Below are 25,443 nucleotides of genomic sequence, written 5' to 3'. Positions count from 1 at the left end.
GGGTTAATCTGTCTGTGTATCTTTAGAAGCGGGTTGCAAGTACAGTGTGGTCAGGTTGTCTCGAACAAAATAAGCATTTGCAACGCGCTGAATATCTTGTGGCTGAACGCTTTCATAGTGGCTTGGCAGTTCGTCAATCAGACGAAAACTTAATCCGTTCACTTCGAGATTTCCAATCATGTGCGCTTGTCCTGCAATATCGTCTTGGCTAAACACCAACTGTGAAACGAACCTTGATTTTACTCGTTGTAGTTCATTGTTATCTAAAGGCTGAGTTTTAAGTTGGTCTAGCTCTTCTTGAATAGCGTACTGTGCATCACGAAGTGATATGCCAGGCGCAGGCAGTGCGGTAATGGTAAACAAGCTATCGCCACGATTGTATGGTTCATAACTGACATTGATCGATGTTAAAATTTTCTTTTTGCGGATCAGCTCAGTTTGTAAGCGTGAAGAAACACCACCATTGAGTATGGATTGAATAATACTCAACGCATAGGCATCCTGCGGATTTTTAGCGGTGACTAAAGATTTAACATTCCATGCCATATAAAGGTTAGGGACCTGTACACCTAAACTGGATTCCATATGTCGGTAGCCAACACGTTCAAATTCAAGCAAATCGTTACGTGCGGGTAAGGGAGACGATGTGATTGAAGCAAAGTAGGTGTGAACTTGTTTGAGTGTTTGCTCTGCATCTACATCTCCAATAATCACCAATGTTGCATTGTTTGGTGTATACCAAGTCTTATACCAGTCTTTGAGCTGATCAAGCTTGAGATTTTGAAGATTTTTCATATATCCAGCGACAGGCTGTCGATAGGTACTGGTGGGATAGGTAAGCCATTGAAAGCGTTCAAATCCTAAAGCAGTCGGTTTATCTTCAATTCGCTGGCGACGCTCTTCCATCACCACCTGAATTTCGGTATCGAAATCTTGCTGTCTCATGCGCAGATTTTTCATTCGGTCGGCCTCGAGTTCGAGTGCCAATGGTAAATAGGCTTTAGGATACAACTGATAGTAATAGGTGTAGTTACTCGCAGTTGCAGCATTGACACGGCCGCCGTAAATTCGGCTTAAGCGAGTGAACTCATTGTCTGGTACTTTGGTGGTGCCTTTAAACATCATGTGCTCTAAAGCATGCGAAATCCCCATAAGGTGGCCGGGTTCGTCGGCACTTCCCACACCATACCAGAGTTGTACCACTGCAATCGGGGCGCGGTGATCCTCACGGATAATGACTTTCAGACCGTTTGGAAGTGTACTTTCTACAATGCTACGCGATAACTGACTCTCAGCCGCTTGTAGCGTCGATACTTTACATACAACTAAAACACTTAAACCACACAAAAAGGAATGAACGCCTTTACGTAAAAATGTCTTATATTTCGCTTTTAACACAATCCAATCCGTGACAAGGCGCTTGATCTTGAGTTCTATTGTTGAAAAAACATTTTTTGAAAACAATGTTTTCCTGTTGTGATTTAGTTATGCCGCTTCCTGTGCCAGATATTCACAGGCATGGCGCTGAAACTGTGTTAAACTCTCGCTTTTAACCCGCTGCTTTTCAAGGGAATCGGCATGCAACAGCAATCCAATATGCACAATAAATTCTTGATAGATGCTGATATCGGTGATGACGATGTCACATTACCTAATTTACCAGCAGTTGATGTGCCTATTGTTGAATCTCATACAACAAATTTCACCGCAGCCCCTACACCTGCGGTACAAGAACAAAAAATAGAAACTGAACAGACTGAAGAGACATCAGCAAAAGGTGGTTTTTTCAGTCGAATGAAAGAAGGTTTAACCAAAACCCGTCGGAACCTTGCCGACGGAATGGTAAATATTCTGATTGGTGGTAAAGAAATTGATGATGAGTTGCTCGAAGAGGTTGAAGAGCAATTACTGGTGGCCGATATTGGTGTCGAAGCAACCAAAACCATTATTACCAACTTGACCGAACGAACTGCGCGTGGTGATTTGATTTATTCGCACTCGTTATATAAGGCTTTGCAAGAAGAACTTGTAGCACTGCTTGCACCACGCGTTAAACCGTTGCATATCGATCCGAATAAGGCGCCGTATGTGATTTTAATGGTAGGTGTCAACGGTGTGGGGAAAACCACCACCATCGGTAAACTTGCAAAACGTTTACAGGGCGAAGGAAAGAAAGTCATGCTGGCTGCTGGCGATACTTTCCGTGCTGCTGCCACTGAGCAATTACAAATCTGGGGTGAACGCAACAATATTCCAGTTGTAGCGCAAGGCCATGGCGCAGACAGTGCGTCGGTTATTTTCGATGCCTTTGAAAGTGCGCGTGCTAAAGGAATAGATGTTCTGATTGCAGATACGGCTGGACGTTTACACAACAAGAGCAATTTGATGGAAGAGCTCAAAAAAGTAAAACGTGTCATGCAAAAGATTGATGCAACTGCACCGCATGAAATCATGTTGGTGGTTGATGCTGGAACAGGTCAAAATGCGATTAATCAAGTGCAAGAGTTTGATCAGGCCGTTGGATTAACAGGACTGACCATCACGAAGCTGGATGGAACTGCAAAAGGTGGCGTACTTTTCAATATTGCAAGTCGTACTCATGTACCCATTCGCTTTATTGGTGTGGGTGAGAAAATTGACGATTTGCGTCCTTTTTCCGCTAAATCATTTGTTGCAGCGTTATTTGAAACTGAGAAGTAACAAATCGCTTAGTTTGATTTCAAAACTCCACATTATGTGGAGTTTTTGTTTCAATCTGCTTAATAATATAAAACTGTCCTATAAATAAAACGATATGTCGTACATTTAATACTGATTTCAACATATGACCTCGATAAACTTAACTCATTCAAAGACAACTGGCCTGCGTGCCTTAAATCGATAGGACACAAAAAATGGTTTCATTTTTAGACAAAATTAAAGAACGCCGCTCAATCTATGCCATTGGTAAAAATGTTGCCCTAGAGCAACATCAGATCGAAGACATCATTAAAGATGCCGTAAAACATAGCCCGTCTTCATTTAACTCACAGTCATCACGTGTCGTGATTTTATTTGGTGAGTCACATCATCAGTTCTGGAATATCGTACGTGAAACATTGCGTAAAATCGTACCAGCAGATGCGTTTGAAGGGACCAATACCAAGATTGATAGCTTTGCTGCAGGTTTTGGTACAGCATTGTTTTATGAAGATCAGGCTGTGATTAAAGGGTTACAAGAGCAATTCGCTGCTTACGCTGATAATTTCCCAGTATGGTCTGAACATTCGTCTGCAATTGCACAATTTGCGACATGGACTGCGCTTGCAGATCATAACATTGGTGCATCTTTACAGCACTACAACCCAATTATTGATGAAGAAGTTGCACAAACTTTTGACGTTCCAGCGAACTGGAAGCTTCGTGCACAACTGGTATTTGGTTCAATTGAAGCACCAGCGGGTGAAAAAACATTTATGAATGACGAAGAGCGTTTTAAAACCTTCAACTAATTCATATTGAATATAAAAAAAGAGCATCTAGGATGCTCTTTTTTTATAAAGAGATTTATTGAACTAATCATCAGTTAATTCGCATAAGTGTCATAAAATTGTCATGCTCTCGTTGCATAGTGCCTGCACTGAATCGAAAAAATGATCCAAAAGAAGGTAGGCCATGACATTTAGATTAACTGCTGCTGTACTGGGATTGATGCTAAGCAGCTCTGTGTTCGCAGCTGCAACATTGACCACACCAGAAGAAATTGTAATTCTTGCTGTCAATGATCAAGAAGTGAATAGCGGACTATTTCGTGGCACTAAAAATGTGTTTAAAGTCGATTCAGGTGAAAATAGCCTAAGTGTTCGTTATCAAGGCTACTTTGGTCATAATGATGGTGAGCATGACATTTTAAAATCAGGTGTAATTACATTGAAAACACCTGCACTACAAGACAATCAAACCTATCGCCTTGCATTGATCAATGCACCTCAAGAGTTTGAGGCTGCCAAAAAATATGCCGAACAACCGACCATTGGTTTGTATAACAGTGCCAATCAATTGCTTGTTCAGCAAACAGGTGCCAATACACAATCTAAGCCTTGGTTAAGTGGTGGTATTTTTGGTAAAGCCTATGATCTGACGCAAAAAAAGACAACAGCGATTCAGCAGCCAGCACCTGTCTACACAACGGTTCATACAGCAAATACGGCTTCGGTTGCTGCTAATGGCCAGAGTTTAGTTGATGTCTGGAAAAAGTCCTCCAACGCTGAACGTCAAAAATTTATGGCCTGGTTGGCAGAGCAAGCACAGTAAATATATAACTGACTGAATTTTGTTGGAATTAAAGTGCATTTAGAGTAGTTTGAGGGTATGAATTTTTGTGTAAATAGCGCATGCATAACCTCACTATTCGAGAAGCACAACCTGACGACCTAACAACTTTAGTCGAGATCATTAATCAATCGTATCGAGCTGGCGGACAGCGTAGCTGGACCTCAGAGCAAGGGCTGGTACAAGGGCAACGTATTGGTTTCGATCAGTTGAAGCAGCTCTTTTATAAGAGCAACGTAACGCTTTTGGTTGGAGAAATTTTCACTGCGAGCCAGCATAGTCCTGTTACTGTTGCTTGTCTGGCCTTAAGCTCTAACAAAGATCGGGTTGAAATTGGCACTTATTGCGTAGCACCAGCATATCAAAATTTAGGATTAGGACGACAAGTACTATCTTTGGCTGAAGCCTATGCGCTTCAGAACTATCCAAATCTGAAAATTTTTGAAATGTATGTACTAGATGTCAGGACTGAGCTTATCGCATTTTATTTGCGTGCAGGCTATATCAAAAGCGGCCATACAGAACCTTATCCGGTTGATGCAGATGTCGGCGTACCATGTGTGCCGATTGAGTTGATTCATCTATATAAATCTATTTAAATTATCCACCCTCCCTAAGCAGGGTGGATAAATAAGTTCTAGGGTAAATACCACAGTACGTAGCCCAACAGCATGAGTGGCCAAGAAATTAACGGGCTAAAGAGCAGTTTCCAAAGCCAAAATTTTGGAATAAATCCCACGCCATGAACAAATCCACCGCAAATCCCAAACATGATCAGTGTTAAAGCACCGTGACTATAATTTCCATATTGATCAAGCATGAGATTCGGATAGACCATCATGATTGCGGCCAGTGGTAAAGCCATTAAAAATGAGATCGGTCTAGTCCAGCTTATGAACCGATGATGTAAAGGAGTGGATATATCGACTGACATGATCTAATCCTCATCGAGATTCTGATGATGTTCAATATAAAGTGCCCCTAATACACTGGCAAAACAGGCCATCAATATTCCTAAAATCCATGCAAAGTACCACATAAACGTTCTCCGTCTTAATACAAGTGATGTGAATGAGATTCAACATGTTGATTGGTGATGACGCCCCACATTTTGTAATACGACCACGCGGTATATAGCAAAATGAGTGGTACAAAGATACAGGCCGCAATGGTCATAACGCCCAATGTTTTTTGGCTAGAGACAGCATCCCAAAGCGTTAAACTCGAATTTGGCTGAACACTCGATGGCAGTAAAAAAGGAAAGAGCGCAAAGCCAGCAGTTAGAATGCATCCGATAATACTCAGGCTGGTTCCGGTAAAACTTAAACCTGCTTTATTTATTACGCTGCCACCAGTCGCCAGCAATGCACCTAAAATAGCGATGAGGGGAGCAAGCAATGTGACCGGATAAGTATGGTAGTTATTCATCCAGCCAGGATTTGCAGTGGTCACTACAACTTTTGCAAGAGGATTTAAAGCGGCGTTAGTGTTTATATGGCTTGCGAAGCTGTATCCGTTAATATGACCCATAAACAGCCAAACGCCTGCAACAACAAAACCCATCAGAAAAACGATAGACATATAACGTGTTGTCCGCGCTGCGCGCTTATACAGATCACCCTCTGTACGAAGCATCAGCCATGATCCACCATGTGCACATAGCATAGAGAGGCTAACCACACCGCACAGCAGCGCAAATGGATTTAATAAACCAAAAAAGCTACCGCTATATGTGGAGCGTAAGGTGTCGTCAAGATTAAATGGAATTCCCAAAAAGAGATTGCCAAATGCAATACCAAAAACTAAAGCAGGTACTGCACCTCCAATACAAAGCGCCCAGTCCCACGCATTACGCCATGTCGTATTTTCGAGCTTAGAACGATAATCGAACCCCACCGGTCTTAAAAAAAGCGCAAATAAGACCAAGAGTAATGCCCAGTATAGACCTGAAAATGCGACAGCGTAGACCATAGGCCAAGCAGCAAATAATGCGCCCCCTGCAGTAATAAACCAGACCTGATTGCCATCCCAATGCGGGGCAATTGTATTGATTGCGCTACGTCTTTCAGTATCCGTTTTACCAACGAAAGGCATAATGGCCATAGCCCCCATATCAAAGCCATCTGTCAGTGCAAATCCGATGAGTAATACGCCAACCAAAACCCACCAAATGATTTTTAATAGTTCGTATTCCATTATGATTTTACCTCACCAGTCGAGAACGTTTGCGGCTGTGGCTGTTCAAAGTGATATTTGCCTGTGTGCAAAGCACTTGGACCTAGTCGTGCAAATTTGATCATTAAATACATCTCAATAATCAGTAAAACGGTATAAAACGTTGCAAGCGCTAGGATTGATCCCCATACATCATGTGAAGTTAAAGTTGAAGCTGATAAATGGGTTGGTAATACTTCACCAATTGTCCAAGGTTGACGGCCGCCTTCTGCGACATACCAGCCTGTTTGTGCAGCAATCCAAGGTAGAGGAAGAGCGAAAAGCGCAAATTTGAGTAGCCAAGGTTTGTTTTCTGCATTGCGTTTTGCAACGGCCCAAGCGGCTAAAATAAATAGCAGCAACATCAGCATGCCTGCTGCAACCATGGCACGAAATGAGAAAAACAAGGCTTTTACATTTGGAATTGAATCTTTAACCGCCATTTTGATTTCGGCTTCAGAGGCATCAACAACATTGGGTGCATATTTTTTCAGTAACAGACCATAACCAAGATCTTTTTGGTTTTTCTCAAAAGAGGTCAATACTTTTAATGAACGTTCGCCAGCGCGCAACTGCTCTAAATCTCGATAAGCATGCATACCATTTCGAATCCGAATTTCATGCTGGCGCATTAAGTCCTGAATGCCGGTCACTTGCTCTGTGGTTGATCGTGTTGCAATCAAACCTAATGCATAAGGTATTTTGATTGCATAATCGGTTCGCATTTCTGTCTGATTTGGAATACCAAAGAGCGTAAAACTTGCTGGAGCCGCTTGAGTTTCCCATTCAGATTCAATTGCAGCAAGTTTAGTTTTTTGTACATCACCAAGTTCATAGCCTGACTCGTCTCCAAGCAATATGACCGACAAAATTGAGGTCATGCCAAAAATGGCAGCAATTGCAAAAGAACGACGTGCAAAGGGAAGGTCGCGTTTTTTAAGTAAATAATAGCTTGAAATGGCCAGCACAAATACGGCGCCTGTGACATAACCAGCAGACACCGTATGAACAAACTTGACCTGTGCAACAGGGTTGAAAATTAATGCTGAGAAATCGACGAGCTCCATGCGCATTGTTTGATAATTAAATGCTGCACCCACAGGATTTTGCATCCAGCCATTGGCGACTAAAATCCACAATGCTGACATATTGGAACCAATCGCGACGAGCCACGTGACAGCAAGGTGTTGAACTTTAGATAATCTGTCCCACCCAAAGAAAAACAGGCCAATAAAGGTTGATTCAAGGAAAAAAGCCATTAAACCTTCGATTGCCAAAGGTGCGCCAAAAATGTCTCCAACATAATGAGAATAGTATGCCCAATTGGTTCCGAACTGAAACTCCATTGTTAGACCTGTGGTAACACCGAGCGCAAAATTAATCCCGAAAAGTTTTCCCCAAAACTGGGTCATATCCTTATAGATTTGTTTGCCAGAAATCACATAAGTGGTTTCCATAATCGCCAGCAGAAATGCTAGACCAAGCGTCAATGGTACAAATAAAAAATGATACATCGCAGTCATGGCAAACTGGAACCGCGAAAGATCGACAACGCTTTCTGAAATCATCAACGTGTCTCCTTGCTTGAGGATAAACTGCCAGCAATATGCTCAGCAGCGTGATGGTCAAAGTTTTTGGGAGTTGTAGGATGATCAAACCAAATAAGTTTGATTGATATTAGAAGAATTAACTTTAAGATTAATATTAAAGTTAATTCTCGAATTAGCTTTTTATCTAAATTCTGATTTGATTTCATTATTTAATCAAATAGATTGAGTTGTTATTTTTATTATTAAATAAAAACAATTTAAAATAAATATAATTTAATAATTTATTTTAAAAAATTTAATATTTATATGTAAATCATAAACTTAAATAATAAGAAATTAATTCATATTAAAATAGTTGGGTTTTTATTTTAATCCTATTGAAATGGTTGGAATTAATGTAATTCTGATAAAATTAGTAAGATTAATCAAGTTAATTCTGAGTGAATTAATCAGAATTAACTATGTTTTTATAATATTTTAAACCAAGTTTTTTGGTTGGATTAAATTGTGAATAAAATTGAATTAAATAGATAAAGATTAAAAAATAAAAAATTAGGAATGAATTGAATACATATTAAAGTATGATGTATTAATCAGAAGAAGTGACTGTCTTGATTAAAAAAGCCCCGAGTGCGAACACTCGAGGCTTTTTTTTATGAGCTGTGTGCAGATCGCTCATGGCGTTGTTTAAGTGAAGCAAGCGCATCAATACGATACTGAATCAACATTTCGCCAATTTCCGGCCCCTTAATGTCAGCGGGTAAATCTTGTGCCTTGATTGAGCGGACCACTTGTATCGCCTCATATAAAAATGATGCTTGAGGATAAGGACGATTTTCGAGTCCTAAGCGTCCACGTGCATCACATTCACAGGCTTGTATAAAGGCTTCTACACGTTCAGGTCGACGTAACACATCTAGGCGTTGTAATAAACGCCATAACGTACCGGGCTTGAGCGACATCGCTTGATGGCATTTTAAGTGTTCTTTACATACTGCAAGCGCAAGCTGTTTGGTTTGTGTTGATACTTTTAATCGATCAGACAATGCCTCGACAGGTGGGATTCCTCGCTCTTCGTGCATGATGTGCCGCGGTAGCATCTCTTTGGGGGTGAGGGCCTTACCTAAATCATGAACCAGTACCGCATAACGCACATCGAGTGAATAGTTCGCTTTACACGCTTGTCTTAAAGACATCAACGTATGAATACCACAGTCAATTTCGGGGTGATATTCTGGCCGCTGCGGTACACCAAACAGCGCATCAATTTCTGGAAAAAGTACTTTGAGTGCATCACAATCGCGTAAAACCTGAAAGTAAACATCTGCGTGCTCTTCCATCAGTGCTCGCGATGTTTCTTTCCAGACACGTTCCGCTGTTAAACATTCAAGTTCACCAGATACACTGATCCGCTGCATAAGTTGTAAGGTTTCATCAGCAATTTGAAAGCCATATTTTTTATAGCGGGCTGCAAAACGAGCTACACGTAATACTCGTAAAGGATCTTCGACAAATGCCTCGGATACATGACGTAATATCCGGTTATTTAAATCATCTTGACCACCATAGGGATCATAAACATTTCCAGCATCGTCCATGGCCATGGCATTGATGGTTAAATCCCGACGGATCAGATCGTCTTCTAAACTGACTTCTGGCGCGGTGAAAAAATTGAAACCATGATAACCCGTTCCCGATTTACGTTCGGTACGGGCGAGTGCGTATTCTTCTTTTGTTTTTGGATGTAGAAAAACGGGGAAATCTTTCCCCACGGGGGTAAAACCTTGATCGAGTAATTGTTGTGGGGTTGCACCCACCACCACGTAATCTTTTTCGTGATAGGAATGACCTAAAAGCTGATCTCGAACGGCGCCGCCGACTAAATACACGTGCATGAAAAAACCTCTGTTCCTTAAGCAATCATGCTACAGAACAGAGGTTTTCACAAGTCACAAAAATGTGCTTTTCAATAAAGCAAAGGCTTATGCTTCACTTTGCTGAATTTCTGCTACAGTCAAGGCGGTCATGTTTAACACACGACGTGTTGTTGCTGTTGGCGTCAAGATATGTACAGGTTTTGCAGCACCAAGCAAAATTGGGCCAATCGTCACGTTGTTACCAGACGTTGCTTTTAACAGGTTAAACGAAATGTTTGCCGCATCAAGATTTGGCATGATCAACAAGTTTGCAGAACCTTTAAAGCTTGAGCTTGGGAATGCAGAATGACGAATGCTCTCATCAAGTGCTGCATCACCGTGCATTTCGCCTTCAACTTCAAGCTCAGGCGCACGTTCACTGAGTAAACGATGCACTTCACGCATTTTTTGCGCACTTGGATCATGCTGATTGCTACCAAAGCTTGAGTGTGAAAGGAGTGCAACACGTGGTGTAATACCAAAACGACGCACTTCTTCAGCTGCCAGAATAGTCATTTCGACCAGTTGTTCTGCGCTTGGATTGGTATTGACATAAGTATCTGCAATAAACAAGTTACGATCTTCAAGCATCAAGGCATTGAGAGTGAAGAACGTATTTGAACCTTCTTTAAGCCCAATAATGTTGCTAACAAAGTCTAAATGAATATCGTAGCTACTATAAGTACCGCAAAGCATACCGTCTGCTTTACCAAACTTCACCAGCATCGCTGCAATTAAGGTCGAGCGGCGACGAGCTTCACGTTGAGCATATTCAACAGTCACGCCTTTACGCTGCATAATCTGGTAGTAATCTTTCCAGAACTCTTCGTAAAGCGGATTATTTTCTTGGTCAACAATTTCAACGTTTACGCCATTTTCCAAGCGAAGCCCCAATTTTTTGATATTGGCTTCAATGACAGCAGTACGACCAACCAAAACAGGGAAGGCAATACCGTCGTCCACTGCAATTTGTGCTGTACGTAACACGCGGTAATCTTCACCTTCAGCATATGCGATACGTTTAGGATCGGTTTTTGCCTGAGAGAAAATAGGCTTCATAATAAACGCTGAGTTATATACAAACTCAGACAGTTTTTGGCGATACGCAGAAAAATCTTCGATTGGACGAGTCGCTACGCCAGAATCCATTGCTGCTTTTGCTACGGCAGGTGCAATTTCAAGAATCAAACGTTGATCAAGCGGGCGTGGAATGAGGTAATCACGACCAAAAGATGCTGATTTCTCACCGTAAGTTGCAGCATCGGCTTCAATGTGTGCCATACGCGCAATCGCGTGAACACAAGCAATCTTCATATCTTCATTGATTGTGGTTGCGCCCACGTCCAATGCGCCACGGAAAATGTACGGGAAGCACAGTGCGTTGTTTACTTGGTTTGGATAGTCTGAACGACCAGTTGCCATAATAACATCTGGACGCACAGCATGCGCATCTTCAGGTAAAATTTCAGGATCTGGATTGGCCAAAGCAAAGATGATTGGATTTTCAGCCATCACCTTCACCATTTCTTTGGTGAGAATACCCGCAGCTGAAAGGCCAAGGAACATATCTGCTCCCGCCATCACTTCGTGAAGCTGAGTGGCAGCAATGTCTTGAACATAACGCTTTTTGGAATCGTCCAAGCCGTCACGAGAAGTTGTGATTAGGCCGCGTGAGTCCGCAACGATAATATTTTCTTTATTTACGCCAATAGCACAAAGTAAATCTAAGCAAGAAAGTGCCGCTGCACCTGCGCCTGATGCCACAATTTTAATGTCTTCAATCTTTTTGTTGACGATTTGAAGTGCATTTAATAGGGCAGAACCGACAATAATACTTGTTCCGTGCTGATCGTCATGAAACACAGGAATGTTCATGCGTTCACGAAGTTTTTTCTCGATATAAAAACATTCTGGCGCTTTGATGTCTTCAAGGTTGATCCCACCAAAAGTAGGTTCTAACGCTGCAACAATATCCACAATTTTGTCTGGATCATTTTCATCAATTTCGATGTCAAATACATCTACACCAGCGAATTTTTTAAATAAAACGCCTTTACCTTCCATCACTGGCTTAGATGCCAAAGGTCCGATATTGCCTAGACCTAAAACAGCAGTACCATTACTGACAACGGCGACCAAGTTACCACGTGCCGTATATTTTGCAGCAGCTGAAGGATCACGTTCAATCTCTAAACATGGAGCCGCAACGCCAGGTGAGTATGCAAGTGCTAAGTCATGCTGATTGACAAGCTGCTTACTCGGCGTAACGCTGATTTTCCCCGGAGTTGGGTTTTCGTGGTAATACAAAGCAGCCTGTTTTAATGATTGATCGTCCATCTGAGTCTCGGTTGTTACAAGTGTTTAACTAGTCAAATACAGGGGGTGTAATGGGCTAAATTCAATCGAATATATCATTAGTTCGATACTTCTCACAGTCAAAAAATATCAAAATTCAATAAAGTTCGCCTTTACCTGTATAGCGAGGTCAGACCACACTGACCAGATTTTTTTTGAAAAAAGCCCTGCGTGATCTAACTTATAGATTTTAGCGCTTAATAGCGCATCGCTTGTTGAATATGAAGTTGAGGTGATTAGATCACCAAAATGTTAAGCACTAAAGTGATAGTTCAAAATTGATAAAGCAACTACAGGTGCGGTTTCCGTGCGTAGTACACGCTCACCAATACACCAGTTGATGAAGCCTGCTTGATTGGCCGCACTGATTTCAGATTCGCTCAAGCCACCCTCGGGGCCAATCAGTAAAGCCAGTGCCTGATTTGCATGTTGCAAAACGGGGGATTGCTCTTTTTCGGGAGCCAGTACCAATTTGGTCGCTGGAAGTGAATCAGACTGCAACCATTCATGAAGTGCAATGGGTGCTAAAATTTGAGGCACACGATTTAAACCGCATTGTTCACATGCTGCGATTGCTACACTTTGCCAATGATCCAGCTTTTTTTGATCACGATCGTATTTTAGACGCATCTCACAGCGTTCACTGGTAAGAAGTTGAATCTGATCGACTCCTAGTTCAGTGGCTTTCTGAATTGCATAATCCATACGATCGCCTTTACTCATGACCTGCCCAAGCAAGGCTTTAAAGCGTGGGCTACGATCAGTTGCATCAAATGCCTCGACTTGTACAGTGGCATTTTTTTTATTGATTTCAATAAGGCGGACATGATATTCACCGCCCTGACCATTAAAAAAAACAGCCTGATCATTCAATTGTGCGCGCAACACACGAACCCAATGATGAAATACAGACTCGGTTAACAAGAGTTGCGTGTCGACGTGAAGATCTGCTTCGATAAAAAAACGGTTCATTGGGATGTGACTCAAAAAAGTTAGTTCAAACCTAAATCAACAACGAGTTGGCGAGTAGGTTCTGTGGTGTTCATGGTGTAAAAATGCAAACTTGGTGCGCCGCCATCGATGAGGCGCTCACAGAGTTTCAGGATCACTTCATGACCAAATGCTCTGATACTGCGGCTATCATCGCCGTATGCTTGTAGTTGTTTACGAATCCAGCGCGGTATTTCTGCACCGGTACCGTCAGCAAAACGTATCAAATTACTGGCATTGGTAATCGGCATAATTCCCGGAGCGACCGGAATGGTAATGCCTTGCTTTTGAAGGCGATCTAAAAAGTAAAAATACGCATCTGGATTAAAGAAAAACTGTGTAATCGCAGAATTTGCGCCTGCATTGACTTTTTCAGTAAAACGCTGAATATCTTGATCGAATGTTTCTGCCTGAGGATGCATTTCAGGATAGGCAGCAACTTCAATATGAAAATGATCACCAGAATGCTCGCGTATAAATCTAACCAGATCTTGAGCATACGGCAGTTCGCCTAAACCCACCTGACCTGAAGGTAGATCACCACGTAATGCCACAATTTTGTTAATCCCTTGCGCAACATATAAATCAAGCAATTCGGCAATTCTGGCTTTATCATCGCCAATACACGACAAATGTGGTGCAACAGGCGTGCCTTTACCATTGAATTCTTTGATTGCTGCAAGGGTACGCTCACGTGTTGAACCGCCTGCACCATATGTAATCGAAAAAAACTCTGGCTGAAGCTGCTGTAGATCTTGGTGTACTGTAATTAACTTTTCAGCACCAATGTCTGTTTTAGGTGGGAAAAACTCAAATGAAATTGGAACACGTTTGGTCATCATCAAATCCTTTTAACTCACTGAAACGATACCAGAAAAAAGGGCAGTCCGTTAAACGTCTGCCCTATATTTCTTAGTACTTATAAGCGTCAGACTTGTATGGACCTTCAACTGGTACACCCAGATAGTCGGCCTGAACATTTGTCAGTTGTGTAAGCACACCACCAAAGCCAACCACCATTGCAGCAGCAACTTCTTCGTCAAGTTTCTTCGGTAGTACTTCTACACGAATTTTTGCCGCTTTTTCTTCAGCAGGAAGATCAGCAAATTTTTCTTGGAACAAATGCATTTGACCCAATACTTGGTTTGCAAATGAACCATCCATCACACGTGAAGGGTGACCAGTCGCGTTGCCTAAGTTAACCAGACGGCCTTCAGAAAGCAAGATCAAGTAATCTTGGTCGTTTTCTGTGCGGTAAACTTGGTGAACTTGTGGCTTCACTTCAACCCACTTATAGCCGCGTAAGTAGTTGGTATCAATTTCGGTATCGAAGTGACCGATGTTACATACCACTGCGCCCGCTTTTAAAGTATCAAGCATTGCAGCATCACAAACATGGTAGTTACCAGTTGTGGTTACAATCAAATCGGTATTTTGAAGAAGATCAAGGTTGATGTCTTCTTTTTTACCCGTTTGAATACCGTTTTTGTACGGTGAAACGACTTCGTAACCGTCCATGCAGGCTTGCATAGCACAAATCGGGTCGACTTCAGTCACACGTACAATCATGCCTTCTTGACGAAGCGATTGAGCAGAACCTTTACCTACGTCGCCATAGCCAATCACTAATGCACGGCGGCCAGATAAAAACATATCCGTTGCACGTTTGATCGCATCGTTTAGAGAGTGGCGGCAACCGTATTTATTGTCATTTTTTGACTTGGTCACAGAATCATTGACGTTGATTGCAGGTACTTTCAGGCTGCCATCTTTCCACATTTCGAGCAGACGCTGAACACCTGTCGTGGTTTCTTCTGTAATCCCGTGAATACGGTCTAAAAGCGCAGGGTAGTTGGTGTGAACAAGTGCAGTTAAGTCACCGCCATCGTCCAGAATCATGTTGGCATCCCATGGTTTGCCGTTCACATTGATCTGCTGTTCAAGACACCAGTTGTATTCTTCTTCTGTCTCGCCTTTCCATGCAAATACAGGAATACCACGCGCCGCAATTGCTGCTGCTGCATGATCTTGTGTCGAGAAAATATTGCATGATGTCCAACGTACTTCTGCACCAAGCTCAACCAAAGTCTCGATAAGTACAGCAGTCTGGATGGTCATGTGAATACAACCCAGAATTTTTGCACCTGCAAGTGGTTTGTCTGCTGCATAACGCTTACGCAAACCAATCAAAGCAGGCATTTCAGCTTCTGCAAGTTTAATTTCTTTACGGCCGTATTCTGCTAAAGAGATGTCAGCAACTTTGTAATCAGTAAATGAAGCATTAACCGCGTTCATCACGATCTCCTATTAAAAAACAAATATTGATCATTCAGTTCGCGGATGCCGTTGTTGGTCAGTTGGTGCAAGCACTTTCAATTGACCGATCGTCGAGCCTGGCGAATTGATTTTTAGTGCCAATCAATCGTCGCAGCATCCCTCGACTAGTGAGGTATTGTACTTGGAAATCACTATAGTGCCAACGCTGTTTTGTGTATGATTCGCATAAATAAACAGCGAGCTCAATTCGATGGCTTTAAATATTCCTGAATCATTACTTCATCTTGAGGCCAATTGTGGGGTTTTTTCTTTATGGATGCTGTTTCAACATCACGGTATTGAAATGGATGTTGGCGAAATTGCAAGATTATGTCAGCACGATCCGGAGCAGGGTACTTTTACCATTGCATTGGCAGTGGCACTCGATACGCTTGGCTTTCAGGTGGCTTTTTATACCGATAAAGATCCGCATATCGATGCCAGTGAACGCAAGCTTTATCAGGAAGCACGTACGCGTGATATTGCTATAGAACCTGCAATCTCCTACGAGGCGATTCAAACAGCAATCGAACAGGGCAAAATGGCCATAGTGTCGTATGACACGCTGGATGGAATAGGAAATCAGTCTTTGGTATATAGTATTGACGATCAAGAGATCTGTTTTTTTGATAGTTTTGACCCAATGCCAAAGCTCGTATTTGAGCATCAGCGCAAGGCTGAGGGCATTTGCCGACAAGTGATCCTGATCGATGATCGTCGGGTTCAACTGATGCATTCGGGCAAGTTAAACTAAAATATTTTTTTAAATCGCATTAAAAAAGTGGGCAATATTGCCCACTTTTTTTATATGACTTAATCGATATCTGGATGTTGTTTAGCAAGTTTGTCGCGTTTTTTTTGCAACTCATCAATTTGCTCGTCAATTTGCTCGATTTTTTGTTCGATATTACCGTGATATTGCTCAAGTAACTCTTCCGCTTCATCGCTGTCTACTGCCATTGGCGTTGCACCTTTTAATGGTAGATTGGCCGTTTCTTTCAGATAAATTGCGGTGATAATTCCAAATACACCACAAACCATCAGATAATAAGCTGGAATCATTATATTGTGTGTGGTTTCAACCAAAGTGGCTGTAATGGTTGGCGTCAAACCGGCAATGACAACAGAAATATTAAAGGCAATTGCAAGCGCGCTATAGCGTATTTCGGTTGGAAACAATGCAGGCAGGGTAGATGCCATTACACCAATCAACATATTTAATGACAGCGCTAAAATTAATAAGCCTAAAAAGATCAATAGGGTGTTGTTGGTGTCGAGTAATACAAATGCAGGATAAGCAAACAACACAAGCGCAATACTGCCCGCAAACACGAATGGTCTACGTCCGATTTTATCGCTCAGCATACCCACAAACGGCTGTACAAATAACATACCCACCATAACTGCGATAATGATCAGCACGCCATGATCTTCTGAATAGCCTAAGTTATGCGAAAAGTAGCTAGGCAAGTACGTAAGTAGCATGTAGTAGGTGACATTGGTACAAATAACCAGACCCACGCACACCATTAAACTACGTTTATGCTGACGCAAGATTTGCATAAATCCAATTTTTTTCGGTTTTTTTAATTGGCTTTGAGTTTCAGTATGGGCTTGAAATGTAGGTGTTTCATCTAAGCTATGGCGTAAATACAGTCCAATCAGACCCAAAGGCAGTGCAAGATAAAACGGAATTCTCCAGCCCCATTCCATAAAGGCATTTTCGCCTACGGCGAAGCTAATGACTGAAACAACACCTGCACCGACCACAAAACCCAAAATAGAGCCAAAATCTAACCAGCTCCCCATGAAGCCGCGTTTACGGTCTGGAGAATACTCGGCCACAAAGATTGCGGCGCCTGCATACTCACCGCCTACGGAAAAGCCCTGCGCAATTTTCACAATTAACAGTAAAATTGGTGCCCATATTCCAATGCTTTCATAAGAGGGAATTAAGCCAATACCAAAGGTACTCACAGACATGATGATAATGGTGATCGCTAAAACTTTTTGCCGGCCATATTTATCGCCTAAACGACCAAAAAAAAGCCCCCCAAGAGGCCTGAAAATAAAAGGAATAGAGAAAGTGGCCAGTGCTGCAATCATTTGAACACTGGGTGAAGCATTTGGGAAAAATACTTTACCTAAGATATAGGCGACGTAGCCGTATACACCAAAATCAAACCATTCGATTGCATTCCCCAGAGCTGCAGCCTTAATGGCTTTTTTGGTCTTGTCGTAGTCGACAATCTCGACATCATCAATACCGAGTGGTGTTGTTGTTTTTCTAGACATGAATCAAAGGTTCCTTGTGGTTAAACTCACTTTAGCTTTTTGACAAAGTAAAGTGATGTTTAGAGAACATAAGCATAAAATCGAACCAATAATCAGTTTGTTGCGCAATCAAAATGGCAAATTTGGCTGTTTTAACTGTGCTTAAACTAATTAAATATCAATTGATTATAAGTTTAAGACGAACACGCGATCTGATGTGTTGCATGATCATGAACAATCTGTACATGCTGTACGTGTTTTATGTAAAAAAATTTAAATTACTTTGGTATTAAGCAAAATGATAAATATTTATCGTAATTTTTTAGTTTGGCTGTAGGATTCAATCTCATTGAATAATATGTGATATATATCAGGTTTTTGGATATCGCATATTAAAAAAATGGAATTATGAAGTAAAGCTATTATATTTCTCTAAAAAGACAGTTAGAATTAATAATGACAAAAGTGATGGATCTACTTTTTCAGAACGTATAGGCAGTTACTTTCAATTTTTATACAGCAGCCGATCATGCCATACATAAAAACGGACAACACAATTTTAGTGACGCGTCGAAAACGTTATGTTTTTCGAATCTTTGTAATGCGTCAAGTTGGCTCGTTGCTGTGCTTCATGTCAATCGCATCGGTTCTGTATTTTTTAAATTATCAATACGAGTTTTATGTGTTATTGGCTTTTAATGCATTAATTTGGCCTTTAACTGCCTATGTAATTGCGATGAATTCCTCAAATGTGGTGCGCTTAACCAATATCAGTTTGATTATTGACGGTGCGTTGGGTGGCTTCTGGATCGCAATGATGCAATTGAGTCCTTTTCCCTCGTTGATATTATTGGCAATTTTAATTTCAGATCGATATGCAGCGGGTGGATGGAAGATTCTAAGACCTTCGCTCATCGCACTATTTATTACACTGATCATGGTGTGGGGATTGGCTGGCTTTAAGCTAAATCTCGCGTTGAGCCCCCAAATGGTGTGGTGGTCATTACCATTGGCGACGATCTATTTGATGTCGCTAAGTGTGCTCACCCGTAATCTGGCAATCCAATTAATTGATAAAAACCATGAATATGAGCGTATTGCGTTAATAGATCCCCGATTACAAATTCCCAATCGAAGATTGTTTGAGCAGCGTTTAGCAACCACTTTTGCTCAGACGCAAAATAGTAGCGTGACCGCACATTTAATGCTTCTGGATGTAGATTATTTCAAACACATCAACGATAACTATGGTCACGATGAAGGTGATTACTTTTTAAGTCAGATGTCAGACCTTTTACGACAAATGAGTGGACCCGAAGATACACCGGCTCGGTTTGGTGGGGATGAGCTTGCGATTATTGTTATGAATCGATCTGATGAGGATGTTATTCAGTTGGCACAAAACATTCAATCTGCTGTACAGCAGATTAGATTGTCGACAGATTCAGCTTTTTTTACCACAGTCAGTATCGGGATTGCCTCATCTGAGAGTGCACAGTCTGTCTCAGACTGGTTTGGTGTCGCAGATAAGGCGCTATATCTGGTGAAACGACATGGAAGAAACGGTATCCAGTTGTTTTAATCAGATTGCTTGAGTTGATACTCCTCAATTACTTCAAGCGCCGCACGAAACGCTTCTTGTGCTGCTGGTGCGCCGCAATATGGCAATGAGTGCAGCAAGGTTTCCTGAATTTCTTCTACAGTGCATCCATTGTTCAATGCACCGCGAACATGACCTTTGAGTTCAGTGGGAGCTTTGAGTGCTGTCAGCATCGCTAGGGTAATCAATGAGCGGTATTTACGTGGTAAAACACCGTCACGTTGCCATGTCGAGCCCCATGCATGTTCATTAATCCAATCCTGCAATGGTGCTGTAAAAGGTACGGTATTGTCTTGGGCACGTTTAACAAAGTGCTCGCCCATGACTTCGGTGCGTATTTTCAGTCCATTATTATAGTCGTCTTGTGACATTTCGATTTTCCTCTCAATAAAATAAAAGCGTCCGAAGACGCTTTTACCATAATCTATCGATTGAGTTAAATACGATCAAGATCGAAGGTTGCTTCGCCTGTTCGTGGAAGATGAGGATTATCCAGCTCTAAATCCTCCTTGAGTTGCATATCAAACACATCGGTGAGCATGCTGTCGAAGCGTTTTGCATTATAGACAATCAGGCTTTGTGCTTCAGATTCAGTGATAAAACCCTGACTCACCGCATCTGTAATATGCTCTTCAAAAGTAAGACCTTTAAACTGATCTTTAGATTCAGCTTTTTTAAATTTATGCCAGAGTGGTTCAATTTGCAGGAGCATCTGGAACGTAGACTCAAGTCGACCTGTCACATCATCTGGATCTTGTGTGTAAAACACATGCTTTTTAAGCTCGGCACGGAAAGGATTTTCTTTAATCATCAAATCCGCTACAGCTTGTTTAAGATCATCACTTGGTTTGGAGAGTGGGCGACCAAGCGGGAAGCACACGAATTTGACCAAAGCTGCACCCAGTTTGACCGGAAAGTTTTCAAATAACCCGAAAAATGCTTCTTGAACGGTATAAAGTGATTTTTCCAGTGCTAATTTTGCATGCAGTTGTTCTGCTTCCGATTTTGTACCATAGGCGTAGTATTTTAAAATCGCACTGGCGATGAAGATATGCGCGTGGATATCGGCCAAACGACCCGAAAGCATTTCTTTACGTTTAATATCACCTGCCAGTAGTCCCAAAGACATATCCGCAGTCAGTGCAAGATTGGCGCTAAAGCGATTGATGATCTTGTAGTAAGGCTGGGTAAAGTCATCCGAAATGACGGGTGAATCGTTTGATCCCCCGGTAAAGCCATAAGCAAATGAGCGCGCCCCACGGTTAAAGGTATATCCAAGATGCTTAAACAAAATCTCATGAAACTGCTTGATCGCAGATTGCTTGTCGTTCGATTGAAGTAGTTGTAGTTCATCAAACAAGTAGGGATGACAGCGCATCGAACCTTGCCCAAAGATCATCAATGAGCGGGTAAGAATATTGGCGCCTTCAACTGTAATTGCAACTGGAATGGCTTGATAAGACAGGGCCAAAAAGTTACGTGGTCCAAGCTGAATCGCACGTCCGCCGACAACATCCATACCATGGTTGATAACTTTACGCATAGTTTCAGTGGCGTAATATTTCGCCATGGCGGTCATGACAGCAGGTTTGCCGCCTTCATTTAGACCACAGGTCACAAAGTAGCGAAATGCCTCAAGCATATACGTATCGCTGGCAATATCGCTGGTGGCTTCTTGTACACCTTCAAACTTGCCTACAGAGAGTTTGAACTGTTCGCGTACTTTTGCAAATGCACCCACCGTCAAATAGCTCATTTCGCCTGCAGACGTTGCAAGTGCTGGAAGTGAAATACCACGGCCAACACCAAGGCATTCCATGAGCATACGCCAGCCACGCCCAGCATTTTTAGGACCACCGATAATCCAGTCGATTGGAATAAAAACATCACGACCTTCTACAGTACCATTCATAAATGGCGAGCCAGGATAGTGCCGCGCACCAATCTGAATTCCGTGATGTGTGGCAGGAATTAAGGCACAGGTAATGCCGTATTCATTTTTAGACGTATCGCCAAGCAATCCATCCGGATCGTAAAGTTTAAATGCCAGACCCACCACAGTCGCAACCGGTGCGAGGGTAATCCAACGTTTAGAGAAGTTCATACGTAAGCCAAGAACTTCCTGACCTTCGTATTCGCCGTAACACACTACACCTGTGTCGGGAATTGCACCAGCATCTGAACCAGCCTCTGGACTTGTTAGACCAAAACATGGAATTTCTGTACCAGCAGCCAAACCCGGCAAGTAGCGTTGCTTTTGTTCGTCTGTGCCGTAGTGCATCAAAAGCTCACCTGGTCCCAATGAGTTTGGCACCATACAACTTACAGCAGCAGTGAGGGAGCGAGAAGCAATTTTACTCATGATGCGGCTTTGCGCAAATGAACTAAATTCTTTACCGCCGTAAGATTTAGGAATAATTAAACTTAAAAAACCTTTATCTTTAATGAATTGCCATACATGCTCGGGTAAATCTTTACCTTTATGATGAATTTCCCATTCATCTAACATGCTACAAAGCTGTTCAACTTCAGTGTCCAGATAGGCTTGCTCTTCTTCAGATAATTGTGGAAAAGCATAGGCATTGAATGTATTCCAATCAGGTGCGCCTGTAAAAAGTTCTTTTTCCCACCAGCTGGTGCCTGCTTCAAGCGCTTCTTGTTCTGTTGTGCTGATGCTTGGCATTGAGTTGGCTAGAGTTTTATAGGCAGGTTTAGTGATCAGACCAAAGCGTAATGGATCGACCAGCAAGATGACGCTGAGCAGAATAAGTGGAATACCTAACAAGAGTGACCATGCAGTAAATACAAAAGCACAGGCCAAGGCCACAATAATGGTCACAATACTTCCGACACTTCTGGAAACGCTGAAATAAAATACAGCCCAAACAGTGAAGATTTGTACCAGTAGAGCAACGATAAACAGGAAAAAAGTCATACTTACTCCTTGGGTTGTTGCATTTAGAATTAAAATTAATGCGCTAACAGGTAACTAAAACAGGAACTTCTTTATTTGAATCAATGACGCGATTTGTCGTTTTTAGGGGCAATCTGATTAATCATGAATTAATTTTGTATTTCCCTTTATATTGATCAAGATAAACAAGTTATTTTTGTACTTTCAATGACTATTGTATATTAAAATGTAAAAAATGTGAGCTATGTTGTTGATTTGTCACAAAACGTTAAACTAATTTGGCGTTTTTTCAACAAAAAAAAGCCTCTCAAAGTGAGAGGCTTTTTTCGACTTTGAAGCTAAACTAAATTTAGGCTTCGATAGTTTGTACATTAATTTTTTTGGCTGGATCTGCTTTACGACGAACAGCAGGGACTGGCTCACCATGATACTGACGATCTGCAAAGTAGCTTGAACGTACCATTGGTGCCGACCAGATATTACGAAAACCGAGTTTACGACCATGCTCTGCATAGCGCTCAAACTCTTCTGGGCTGACAAATCGATCGATCGGTGCGTGCTGTTTAGAGGGTTGTAGATATTGCCCGATCGTGACGTAATCGACATCATGCGCACGCAGATCATCAAGTAGGGCAATCACTTCTTCTTCAGTTTCACCAATACCCACCATCAAGCCACATTTAGTTGGAATATCTGGGCAATATTCTTTAAACATCTTAAGTAATGTTAAAGAATGCTGATAATCAGAACCTGGACGCATTGCTTTGTACAAGCGTGGAACCGTTTCGATATTATGGTTAAACACATCTGGCGGACATTCAGTCATGATTCGAAGCGCAATATCCATACGACCACGGAAATCTGGTACCAGAATTTCAAGTAAGGTGGTCGGGCTTAATGCGCGCGCTTCTTTAATACAGTCGACAAAGTGCTGTGCACCGCCGTCTAGAAGGTCATCACGGTCAACAGAGGTAATCACCGCGTATTTAAGCTTTAAATTAGCAATGGTTTCTGCCATGTGGCGAGGTTCATCTGCATCTAGTGCATTTGGTCGACCGTGTGCAACATCACAAAACGGACAACGGCGCGTACAGATATCACCCATGATCATGAAGGTTGCTGTGCCACCACCAAAACATTCAGGCAGATTCGGACAAGCAGCTTCCTCACATACCGTGTGAAGTTTTTGTGCACGTAAAGTGGTCTTAATTCGTTGCACCTCTTCTGGTGCCGTCATTTTGACGCGAATCCAGTCTGGCTTGCGCGGTACTTCAACCGTAGGAACAACTTTTACAGGAATTCGGGCTACTTTTTCCGCACCACGTAGTTTTACACCCTGTTCAGGTTTACGGTTTTCAGACATAGTTAACAATTCCAATGTTATTCGCGAGAATTTTAATTGACATTATTATAACGGACTTAGTCTAAAATGGGGCAAATTCATTATTCATATAAAAAATGTCGTTATTGCATAATATAGGCTTGAGAAATACATTATTGGGCAGCATAGTGCCCCTATTTATTATAAAATGTTTCAACTGATCGGATTGAAGGAGCTTTAAATGCCACGTAAGAAAGAGGTCGTTAGTGGGAATTTCATCAGATATGATGCGTTAGTTCTCGGTTCAGGACCTGCGGGCGAAGGCGCGGCAATGAAGCTTGCAAAAGCAGGTAAGCGTGTTGCAATTGTAGATATTCGTGAACAGATGGGTGGAAACTGTACCCATGTCGGAACGATTCCGAGTAAGGCATTGCGTCAGACAGTATCAAGTATTATTCGTTATCAACGTGATCCAATGTTTCAAAAAGTGGGTGAATGGAAAAAATTCACCATGAAACAGGTACTCAGTAATGCCCATCGCGTGATTCAGCAACAAGTATCTACACATACTCGTTTTTACGATCGAAACAATATTGATGTGTTCAATGGTCGTGCATACATTCAAGATCAAAATACGGTGTTGGTGTTTACGCCTGAAGGAATCAAAGAAACCATTATTTTTGATCAACTTGTGATTGCGACCGGTAGCCGTCCTTATCAACCCAAAGGTCTAGACTTTAATCATAAACGTGTGTTTGATTCAGACAAGATTCTAGATCTCGACTACACCATTCATAAAATTATTATCTACGGCGCAGGCGTAATTGGCTGTGAATATGCATCAATTTTTATTGGTTTGAATCACAAAGTCGATTTGATTAACACGCAACATAAGCTTCTGAGCTATCTCGATGATGAAATTGCCGATGCATTGTCATATCACTTACGTGAACAAGGCGTGCTGATTCGTCATAATGAACAAATTGATCATCTTGAAACGCACGATGATTATGTGGTGTTACATTTACAAAGTGGTAAAAAAATCAAAGCCGATGCGATTTTGTGGTGTAACGGACGCTCAGGTAATACCGATGGTTTAGGCTTAGAAAATGTTGGCCTGAAACCAAATGGCCGTGGCCAGCTGGCAGTGAACGAGAAATATCAGACTGAAGTGGAAAATATCTATGCCGCGGGCGATGTCGTAGGTTGGCCATCTCTAGCATCAGCAGCTTATGACCAAGGGCGCTGTGCCGGTGCAAATATGAGTGGCGAAGAAAACGTAAAACCTGTAACCGATATTCCAACTGGTATTTATACCATTCCAGAAATTTCGTGTTTTGGTAAAACTGAGCAAGAGCTGACAGAAGAAAAAATTCCTTACGAAGTAGGACAATCATCGTTTCGTCATTTGGCGCGCGCACAAATTACGGGTGATACTGTGGGCGAGCTTAAAATCTTGTTCCACCGCGATAGCTTGGAAATTTTAGGGATTCATTGTTTTGGTAATAATGCGTCTGAAATTATTCACATTGGTCAGGCTGTAATGCAAAGTCCAAATAATACATTAAAGTATTTTATGGAAACGACCTTTAACTATCCGACCATGGCTGAAGCCTACCGTGTTGCAGCATTGAATGGTCTAAATCGTTTATTTTAAGATTTAAACTTGAGTATGATGTAGC

The 25,443-nt window shown here is 41.8% G+C and carries 22 protein-coding genes; 7 read left to right on the top strand and 15 right to left on the bottom strand.

The genetic code is table 11. The features are described from left to right. Window positions 1–3: 3 nt before the first annotated feature. Window positions 4–1,347 (bottom strand): M16 family metallopeptidase, encoded by a 1,344-nt coding sequence (locus ADA42_RS13485; protein WP_048765737.1) that lies wholly within the window; start codon window positions 1,345–1,347, stop codon window positions 4–6. Between the two features lie 231 nt (window positions 1,348–1,578). On the opposite strand from ADA42_RS13485, the gene ftsY reads away from it, so the two are divergent. The 4 genes from ftsY to ADA42_RS13465 all read left to right on the top strand — a co-directional run bounded on the left by ftsY (window position 1,579) and on the right by ADA42_RS13465 (window position 4,910). Beyond that, complete coding sequence (gene ftsY / locus ADA42_RS13480; RefSeq protein WP_004938599.1) at window positions 1,579–2,700, top strand: signal recognition particle-docking protein FtsY; 1,122 nt, start codon at window positions 1,579–1,581, stop codon at window positions 2,698–2,700. Window positions 2,701–2,894: 194 nt separating this feature from the next. Beyond that, window positions 2,895–3,491, top strand: coding sequence for a nitroreductase family protein (locus ADA42_RS13475; protein WP_048765713.1), 597 nt, complete (start codon window positions 2,895–2,897; stop codon window positions 3,489–3,491). Window positions 3,492–3,654: 163 nt separating this feature from the next. Then, entirely contained in the window at window positions 3,655–4,293 is a 639-nt protein-coding gene (locus tag ADA42_RS13470) for a DUF2057 family protein (RefSeq protein ID WP_048765712.1), read from the top strand. An 80-nt stretch (window positions 4,294–4,373) separates the two neighbouring features. Then, window positions 4,374–4,910, top strand: coding sequence for a GNAT family N-acetyltransferase (locus ADA42_RS13465; protein ID WP_048765710.1), 537 nt, complete (start codon window positions 4,374–4,376; stop codon window positions 4,908–4,910). Between the two features lie 38 nt (window positions 4,911–4,948). Here ADA42_RS13465 and ADA42_RS13460 read toward each other — a convergent pair whose 3' ends face one another. From ADA42_RS13460 to ahcY, 10 genes are all read right to left on the bottom strand, one after another. After that, the gene (locus ADA42_RS13460; protein WP_004948020.1) at window positions 4,949–5,245 is read right to left on the bottom strand and encodes a cyd operon YbgE family protein; all 297 of its coding nucleotides are present in this window, start codon (window positions 5,243–5,245) and stop codon (window positions 4,949–4,951) included. A 3-nt stretch (window positions 5,246–5,248) separates the two neighbouring features. After that, window positions 5,249–5,350, bottom strand: coding sequence for a cytochrome bd-I oxidase subunit CydX (gene cydX, locus ADA42_RS17890; RefSeq protein ID WP_004938584.1), 102 nt, complete (start codon window positions 5,348–5,350; stop codon window positions 5,249–5,251). Between the two features lie 14 nt (window positions 5,351–5,364). Next, window positions 5,365–6,510: a cytochrome d ubiquinol oxidase subunit II gene (gene cydB, locus ADA42_RS13450; protein ID WP_040053929.1), complete on the bottom strand. Its 1,146-nt coding sequence runs from the start codon at window positions 6,508–6,510 to the stop codon at window positions 5,365–5,367. Next, window positions 6,507–8,093: a cytochrome ubiquinol oxidase subunit I gene (locus tag ADA42_RS13445; protein ID WP_004948013.1), complete on the bottom strand. Its 1,587-nt coding sequence runs from the start codon at window positions 8,091–8,093 to the stop codon at window positions 6,507–6,509. Before ADA42_RS13445 ends, cydB begins: the two co-directional genes overlap by 4 nt. Then, on the bottom strand, window positions 8,093–8,281 hold the full coding sequence (gene cydP, locus ADA42_RS18795) for a cytochrome oxidase putative small subunit CydP (protein ID WP_025094787.1): 189 nt from the start codon (window positions 8,279–8,281) through the stop codon (window positions 8,093–8,095). The genes ADA42_RS13445 and cydP overlap by 1 nt, the downstream gene beginning before the upstream one ends. 447 nt (window positions 8,282–8,728) lie before the next feature. Next, window positions 8,729–9,970: a multifunctional CCA addition/repair protein gene (locus tag ADA42_RS13435; protein ID WP_048765708.1), complete on the bottom strand. Its 1,242-nt coding sequence runs from the start codon at window positions 9,968–9,970 to the stop codon at window positions 8,729–8,731. A gap of 87 nt (window positions 9,971–10,057) precedes the next feature. Next, the gene (locus ADA42_RS13430) at window positions 10,058–12,328 is read right to left on the bottom strand and encodes an NADP-dependent malic enzyme (RefSeq protein ID WP_004948008.1); all 2,271 of its coding nucleotides are present in this window, start codon (window positions 12,326–12,328) and stop codon (window positions 10,058–10,060) included. Window positions 12,329–12,598: 270 nt separating this feature from the next. Beyond that, window positions 12,599–13,318, bottom strand: coding sequence for a 16S rRNA (uracil(1498)-N(3))-methyltransferase (locus ADA42_RS13425; RefSeq protein ID WP_004938569.1), 720 nt, complete (start codon window positions 13,316–13,318; stop codon window positions 12,599–12,601). Window positions 13,319–13,338: 20 nt separating this feature from the next. Further along, complete coding sequence (gene metF / locus ADA42_RS13420; RefSeq protein WP_004948007.1) at window positions 13,339–14,175, bottom strand: methylenetetrahydrofolate reductase [NAD(P)H]; 837 nt, start codon at window positions 14,173–14,175, stop codon at window positions 13,339–13,341. A 73-nt stretch (window positions 14,176–14,248) separates the two neighbouring features. Next, entirely contained in the window at window positions 14,249–15,631 is a 1,383-nt protein-coding gene (gene ahcY / locus ADA42_RS13415) for an adenosylhomocysteinase (protein ID WP_004948005.1), read from the bottom strand. Between the two features lie 232 nt (window positions 15,632–15,863). Between ahcY and ADA42_RS13410 the strand changes: the two genes are divergently transcribed. Beyond that, entirely contained in the window at window positions 15,864–16,406 is a 543-nt protein-coding gene (locus tag ADA42_RS13410; RefSeq protein ID WP_004948003.1) for a cysteine peptidase family C39 domain-containing protein, read from the top strand. 59 nt (window positions 16,407–16,465) lie between these two features. Here the strand turns inward: ADA42_RS13410 and proP are convergent, their stop codons facing one another. Continuing rightward, window positions 16,466–17,947, bottom strand: coding sequence for a glycine betaine/L-proline transporter ProP (gene proP / locus ADA42_RS13405; RefSeq protein WP_004948001.1), 1,482 nt, complete (start codon window positions 17,945–17,947; stop codon window positions 16,466–16,468). Between the two features lie 508 nt (window positions 17,948–18,455). Here proP and ADA42_RS13400 point away from each other — a divergent pair. Continuing rightward, window positions 18,456–19,508: a sensor domain-containing diguanylate cyclase gene (locus ADA42_RS13400; RefSeq protein ID WP_048765702.1), complete on the top strand. Its 1,053-nt coding sequence runs from the start codon at window positions 18,456–18,458 to the stop codon at window positions 19,506–19,508. Here the strand turns inward: ADA42_RS13400 and ADA42_RS13395 are convergent. The 3 genes from ADA42_RS13395 to lipA all read right to left on the bottom strand — a co-directional run bounded on the left by ADA42_RS13395 (window position 19,505) and on the right by lipA (window position 23,803). Continuing rightward, entirely contained in the window at window positions 19,505–19,897 is a 393-nt protein-coding gene (locus tag ADA42_RS13395) for a carboxymuconolactone decarboxylase family protein (RefSeq protein WP_004947998.1), read from the bottom strand. The two genes, ADA42_RS13400 and ADA42_RS13395, sit on opposite strands and share 4 nt — an antisense overlap. A gap of 65 nt (window positions 19,898–19,962) precedes the next feature. After that, window positions 19,963–22,461, bottom strand: coding sequence for an acyl-CoA dehydrogenase (locus tag ADA42_RS13390; RefSeq protein ID WP_048765700.1), 2,499 nt, complete (start codon window positions 22,459–22,461; stop codon window positions 19,963–19,965). A gap of 328 nt (window positions 22,462–22,789) precedes the next feature. Continuing rightward, on the bottom strand, window positions 22,790–23,803 hold the full coding sequence (gene lipA, locus ADA42_RS13385) for a lipoyl synthase (RefSeq protein ID WP_004947995.1): 1,014 nt from the start codon (window positions 23,801–23,803) through the stop codon (window positions 22,790–22,792). A 199-nt stretch (window positions 23,804–24,002) separates the two neighbouring features. Here lipA and sthA point away from each other — a divergent pair, with 199 nt between their 5' ends. After that, the gene (gene sthA / locus ADA42_RS13380; RefSeq protein WP_004947994.1) at window positions 24,003–25,418 is read left to right on the top strand and encodes a Si-specific NAD(P)(+) transhydrogenase; all 1,416 of its coding nucleotides are present in this window, start codon (window positions 24,003–24,005) and stop codon (window positions 25,416–25,418) included. The last annotated feature ends 25 nt before the right edge of the window (window positions 25,419–25,443 follow it).

This window comes from Acinetobacter sp. 243_ASPC, assembly GCF_001054715.1.
In the GTDB taxonomy this organism is placed as follows: domain Bacteria; phylum Pseudomonadota; class Gammaproteobacteria; order Pseudomonadales; family Moraxellaceae; genus Acinetobacter; species Acinetobacter soli.
This window is presented reverse-complemented; position numbering and strand designations above follow the sequence as displayed.

Excerpts from the sequence above, each read along its gene's own strand:
- ADA42_RS13460 (WP_004948020.1), bottom strand. The coding sequence starts at position 5,245 with ATGTCAGTCGATATATCCACTCCTTTACATCATCGGTTCATAAGCTGG.
- metF (WP_004948007.1), bottom strand. The coding sequence starts at position 14,175 with ATGACCAAACGTGTTCCAATTTCATTTGAGTTTTTCCCACCTAAAACA.
- ahcY (WP_004948005.1), bottom strand. The coding sequence starts at position 15,631 with ATGAACGCGGTTAATGCTTCATTTACTGATTACAAAGTTGCTGACATC.
- ADA42_RS13475 (WP_048765713.1), top strand. The coding sequence starts at position 2,895 with ATGGTTTCATTTTTAGACAAAATTAAAGAACGCCGCTCAATCTATGCC.
- ADA42_RS13390 (WP_048765700.1), bottom strand. The coding sequence starts at position 22,461 with ATGACTTTTTTCCTGTTTATCGTTGCTCTACTGGTACAAATCTTCACT.
- cydX (WP_004938584.1), bottom strand. The coding sequence starts at position 5,350 with ATGTGGTACTTTGCATGGATTTTAGGAATATTGATGGCCTGTTTTGCC.
- cydP (WP_025094787.1), bottom strand. The coding sequence starts at position 8,281 with ATGAAATCAAATCAGAATTTAGATAAAAAGCTAATTCGAGAATTAACT.
- ADA42_RS13470 (WP_048765712.1), top strand. The coding sequence starts at position 3,655 with ATGACATTTAGATTAACTGCTGCTGTACTGGGATTGATGCTAAGCAGC.
- ADA42_RS13465 (WP_048765710.1), top strand. The coding sequence starts at position 4,374 with ATGCATAACCTCACTATTCGAGAAGCACAACCTGACGACCTAACAACT.
- ADA42_RS13425 (WP_004938569.1), bottom strand. The coding sequence starts at position 13,318 with ATGAACCGTTTTTTTATCGAAGCAGATCTTCACGTCGACACGCAACTC.
- sthA (WP_004947994.1), top strand. The coding sequence starts at position 24,003 with ATGCCACGTAAGAAAGAGGTCGTTAGTGGGAATTTCATCAGATATGAT.
- ADA42_RS13445 (WP_004948013.1), bottom strand. The coding sequence starts at position 8,093 with ATGATTTCAGAAAGCGTTGTCGATCTTTCGCGGTTCCAGTTTGCCATG.
- ADA42_RS13395 (WP_004947998.1), bottom strand. The coding sequence starts at position 19,897 with ATGTCACAAGACGACTATAATAATGGACTGAAAATACGCACCGAAGTC.
- ADA42_RS13400 (WP_048765702.1), top strand. The coding sequence starts at position 18,456 with ATGCCATACATAAAAACGGACAACACAATTTTAGTGACGCGTCGAAAA.
- ftsY (WP_004938599.1), top strand. The coding sequence starts at position 1,579 with ATGCAACAGCAATCCAATATGCACAATAAATTCTTGATAGATGCTGAT.
- proP (WP_004948001.1), bottom strand. The coding sequence starts at position 17,947 with ATGTCTAGAAAAACAACAACACCACTCGGTATTGATGATGTCGAGATT.
- lipA (WP_004947995.1), bottom strand. The coding sequence starts at position 23,803 with ATGTCTGAAAACCGTAAACCTGAACAGGGTGTAAAACTACGTGGTGCG.
- ADA42_RS13430 (WP_004948008.1), bottom strand. The coding sequence starts at position 12,328 with ATGGACGATCAATCATTAAAACAGGCTGCTTTGTATTACCACGAAAAC.
- ADA42_RS13435 (WP_048765708.1), bottom strand. The coding sequence starts at position 9,970 with ATGCACGTGTATTTAGTCGGCGGCGCCGTTCGAGATCAGCTTTTAGGT.
- ADA42_RS13410 (WP_004948003.1), top strand. The coding sequence starts at position 15,864 with ATGGCTTTAAATATTCCTGAATCATTACTTCATCTTGAGGCCAATTGT.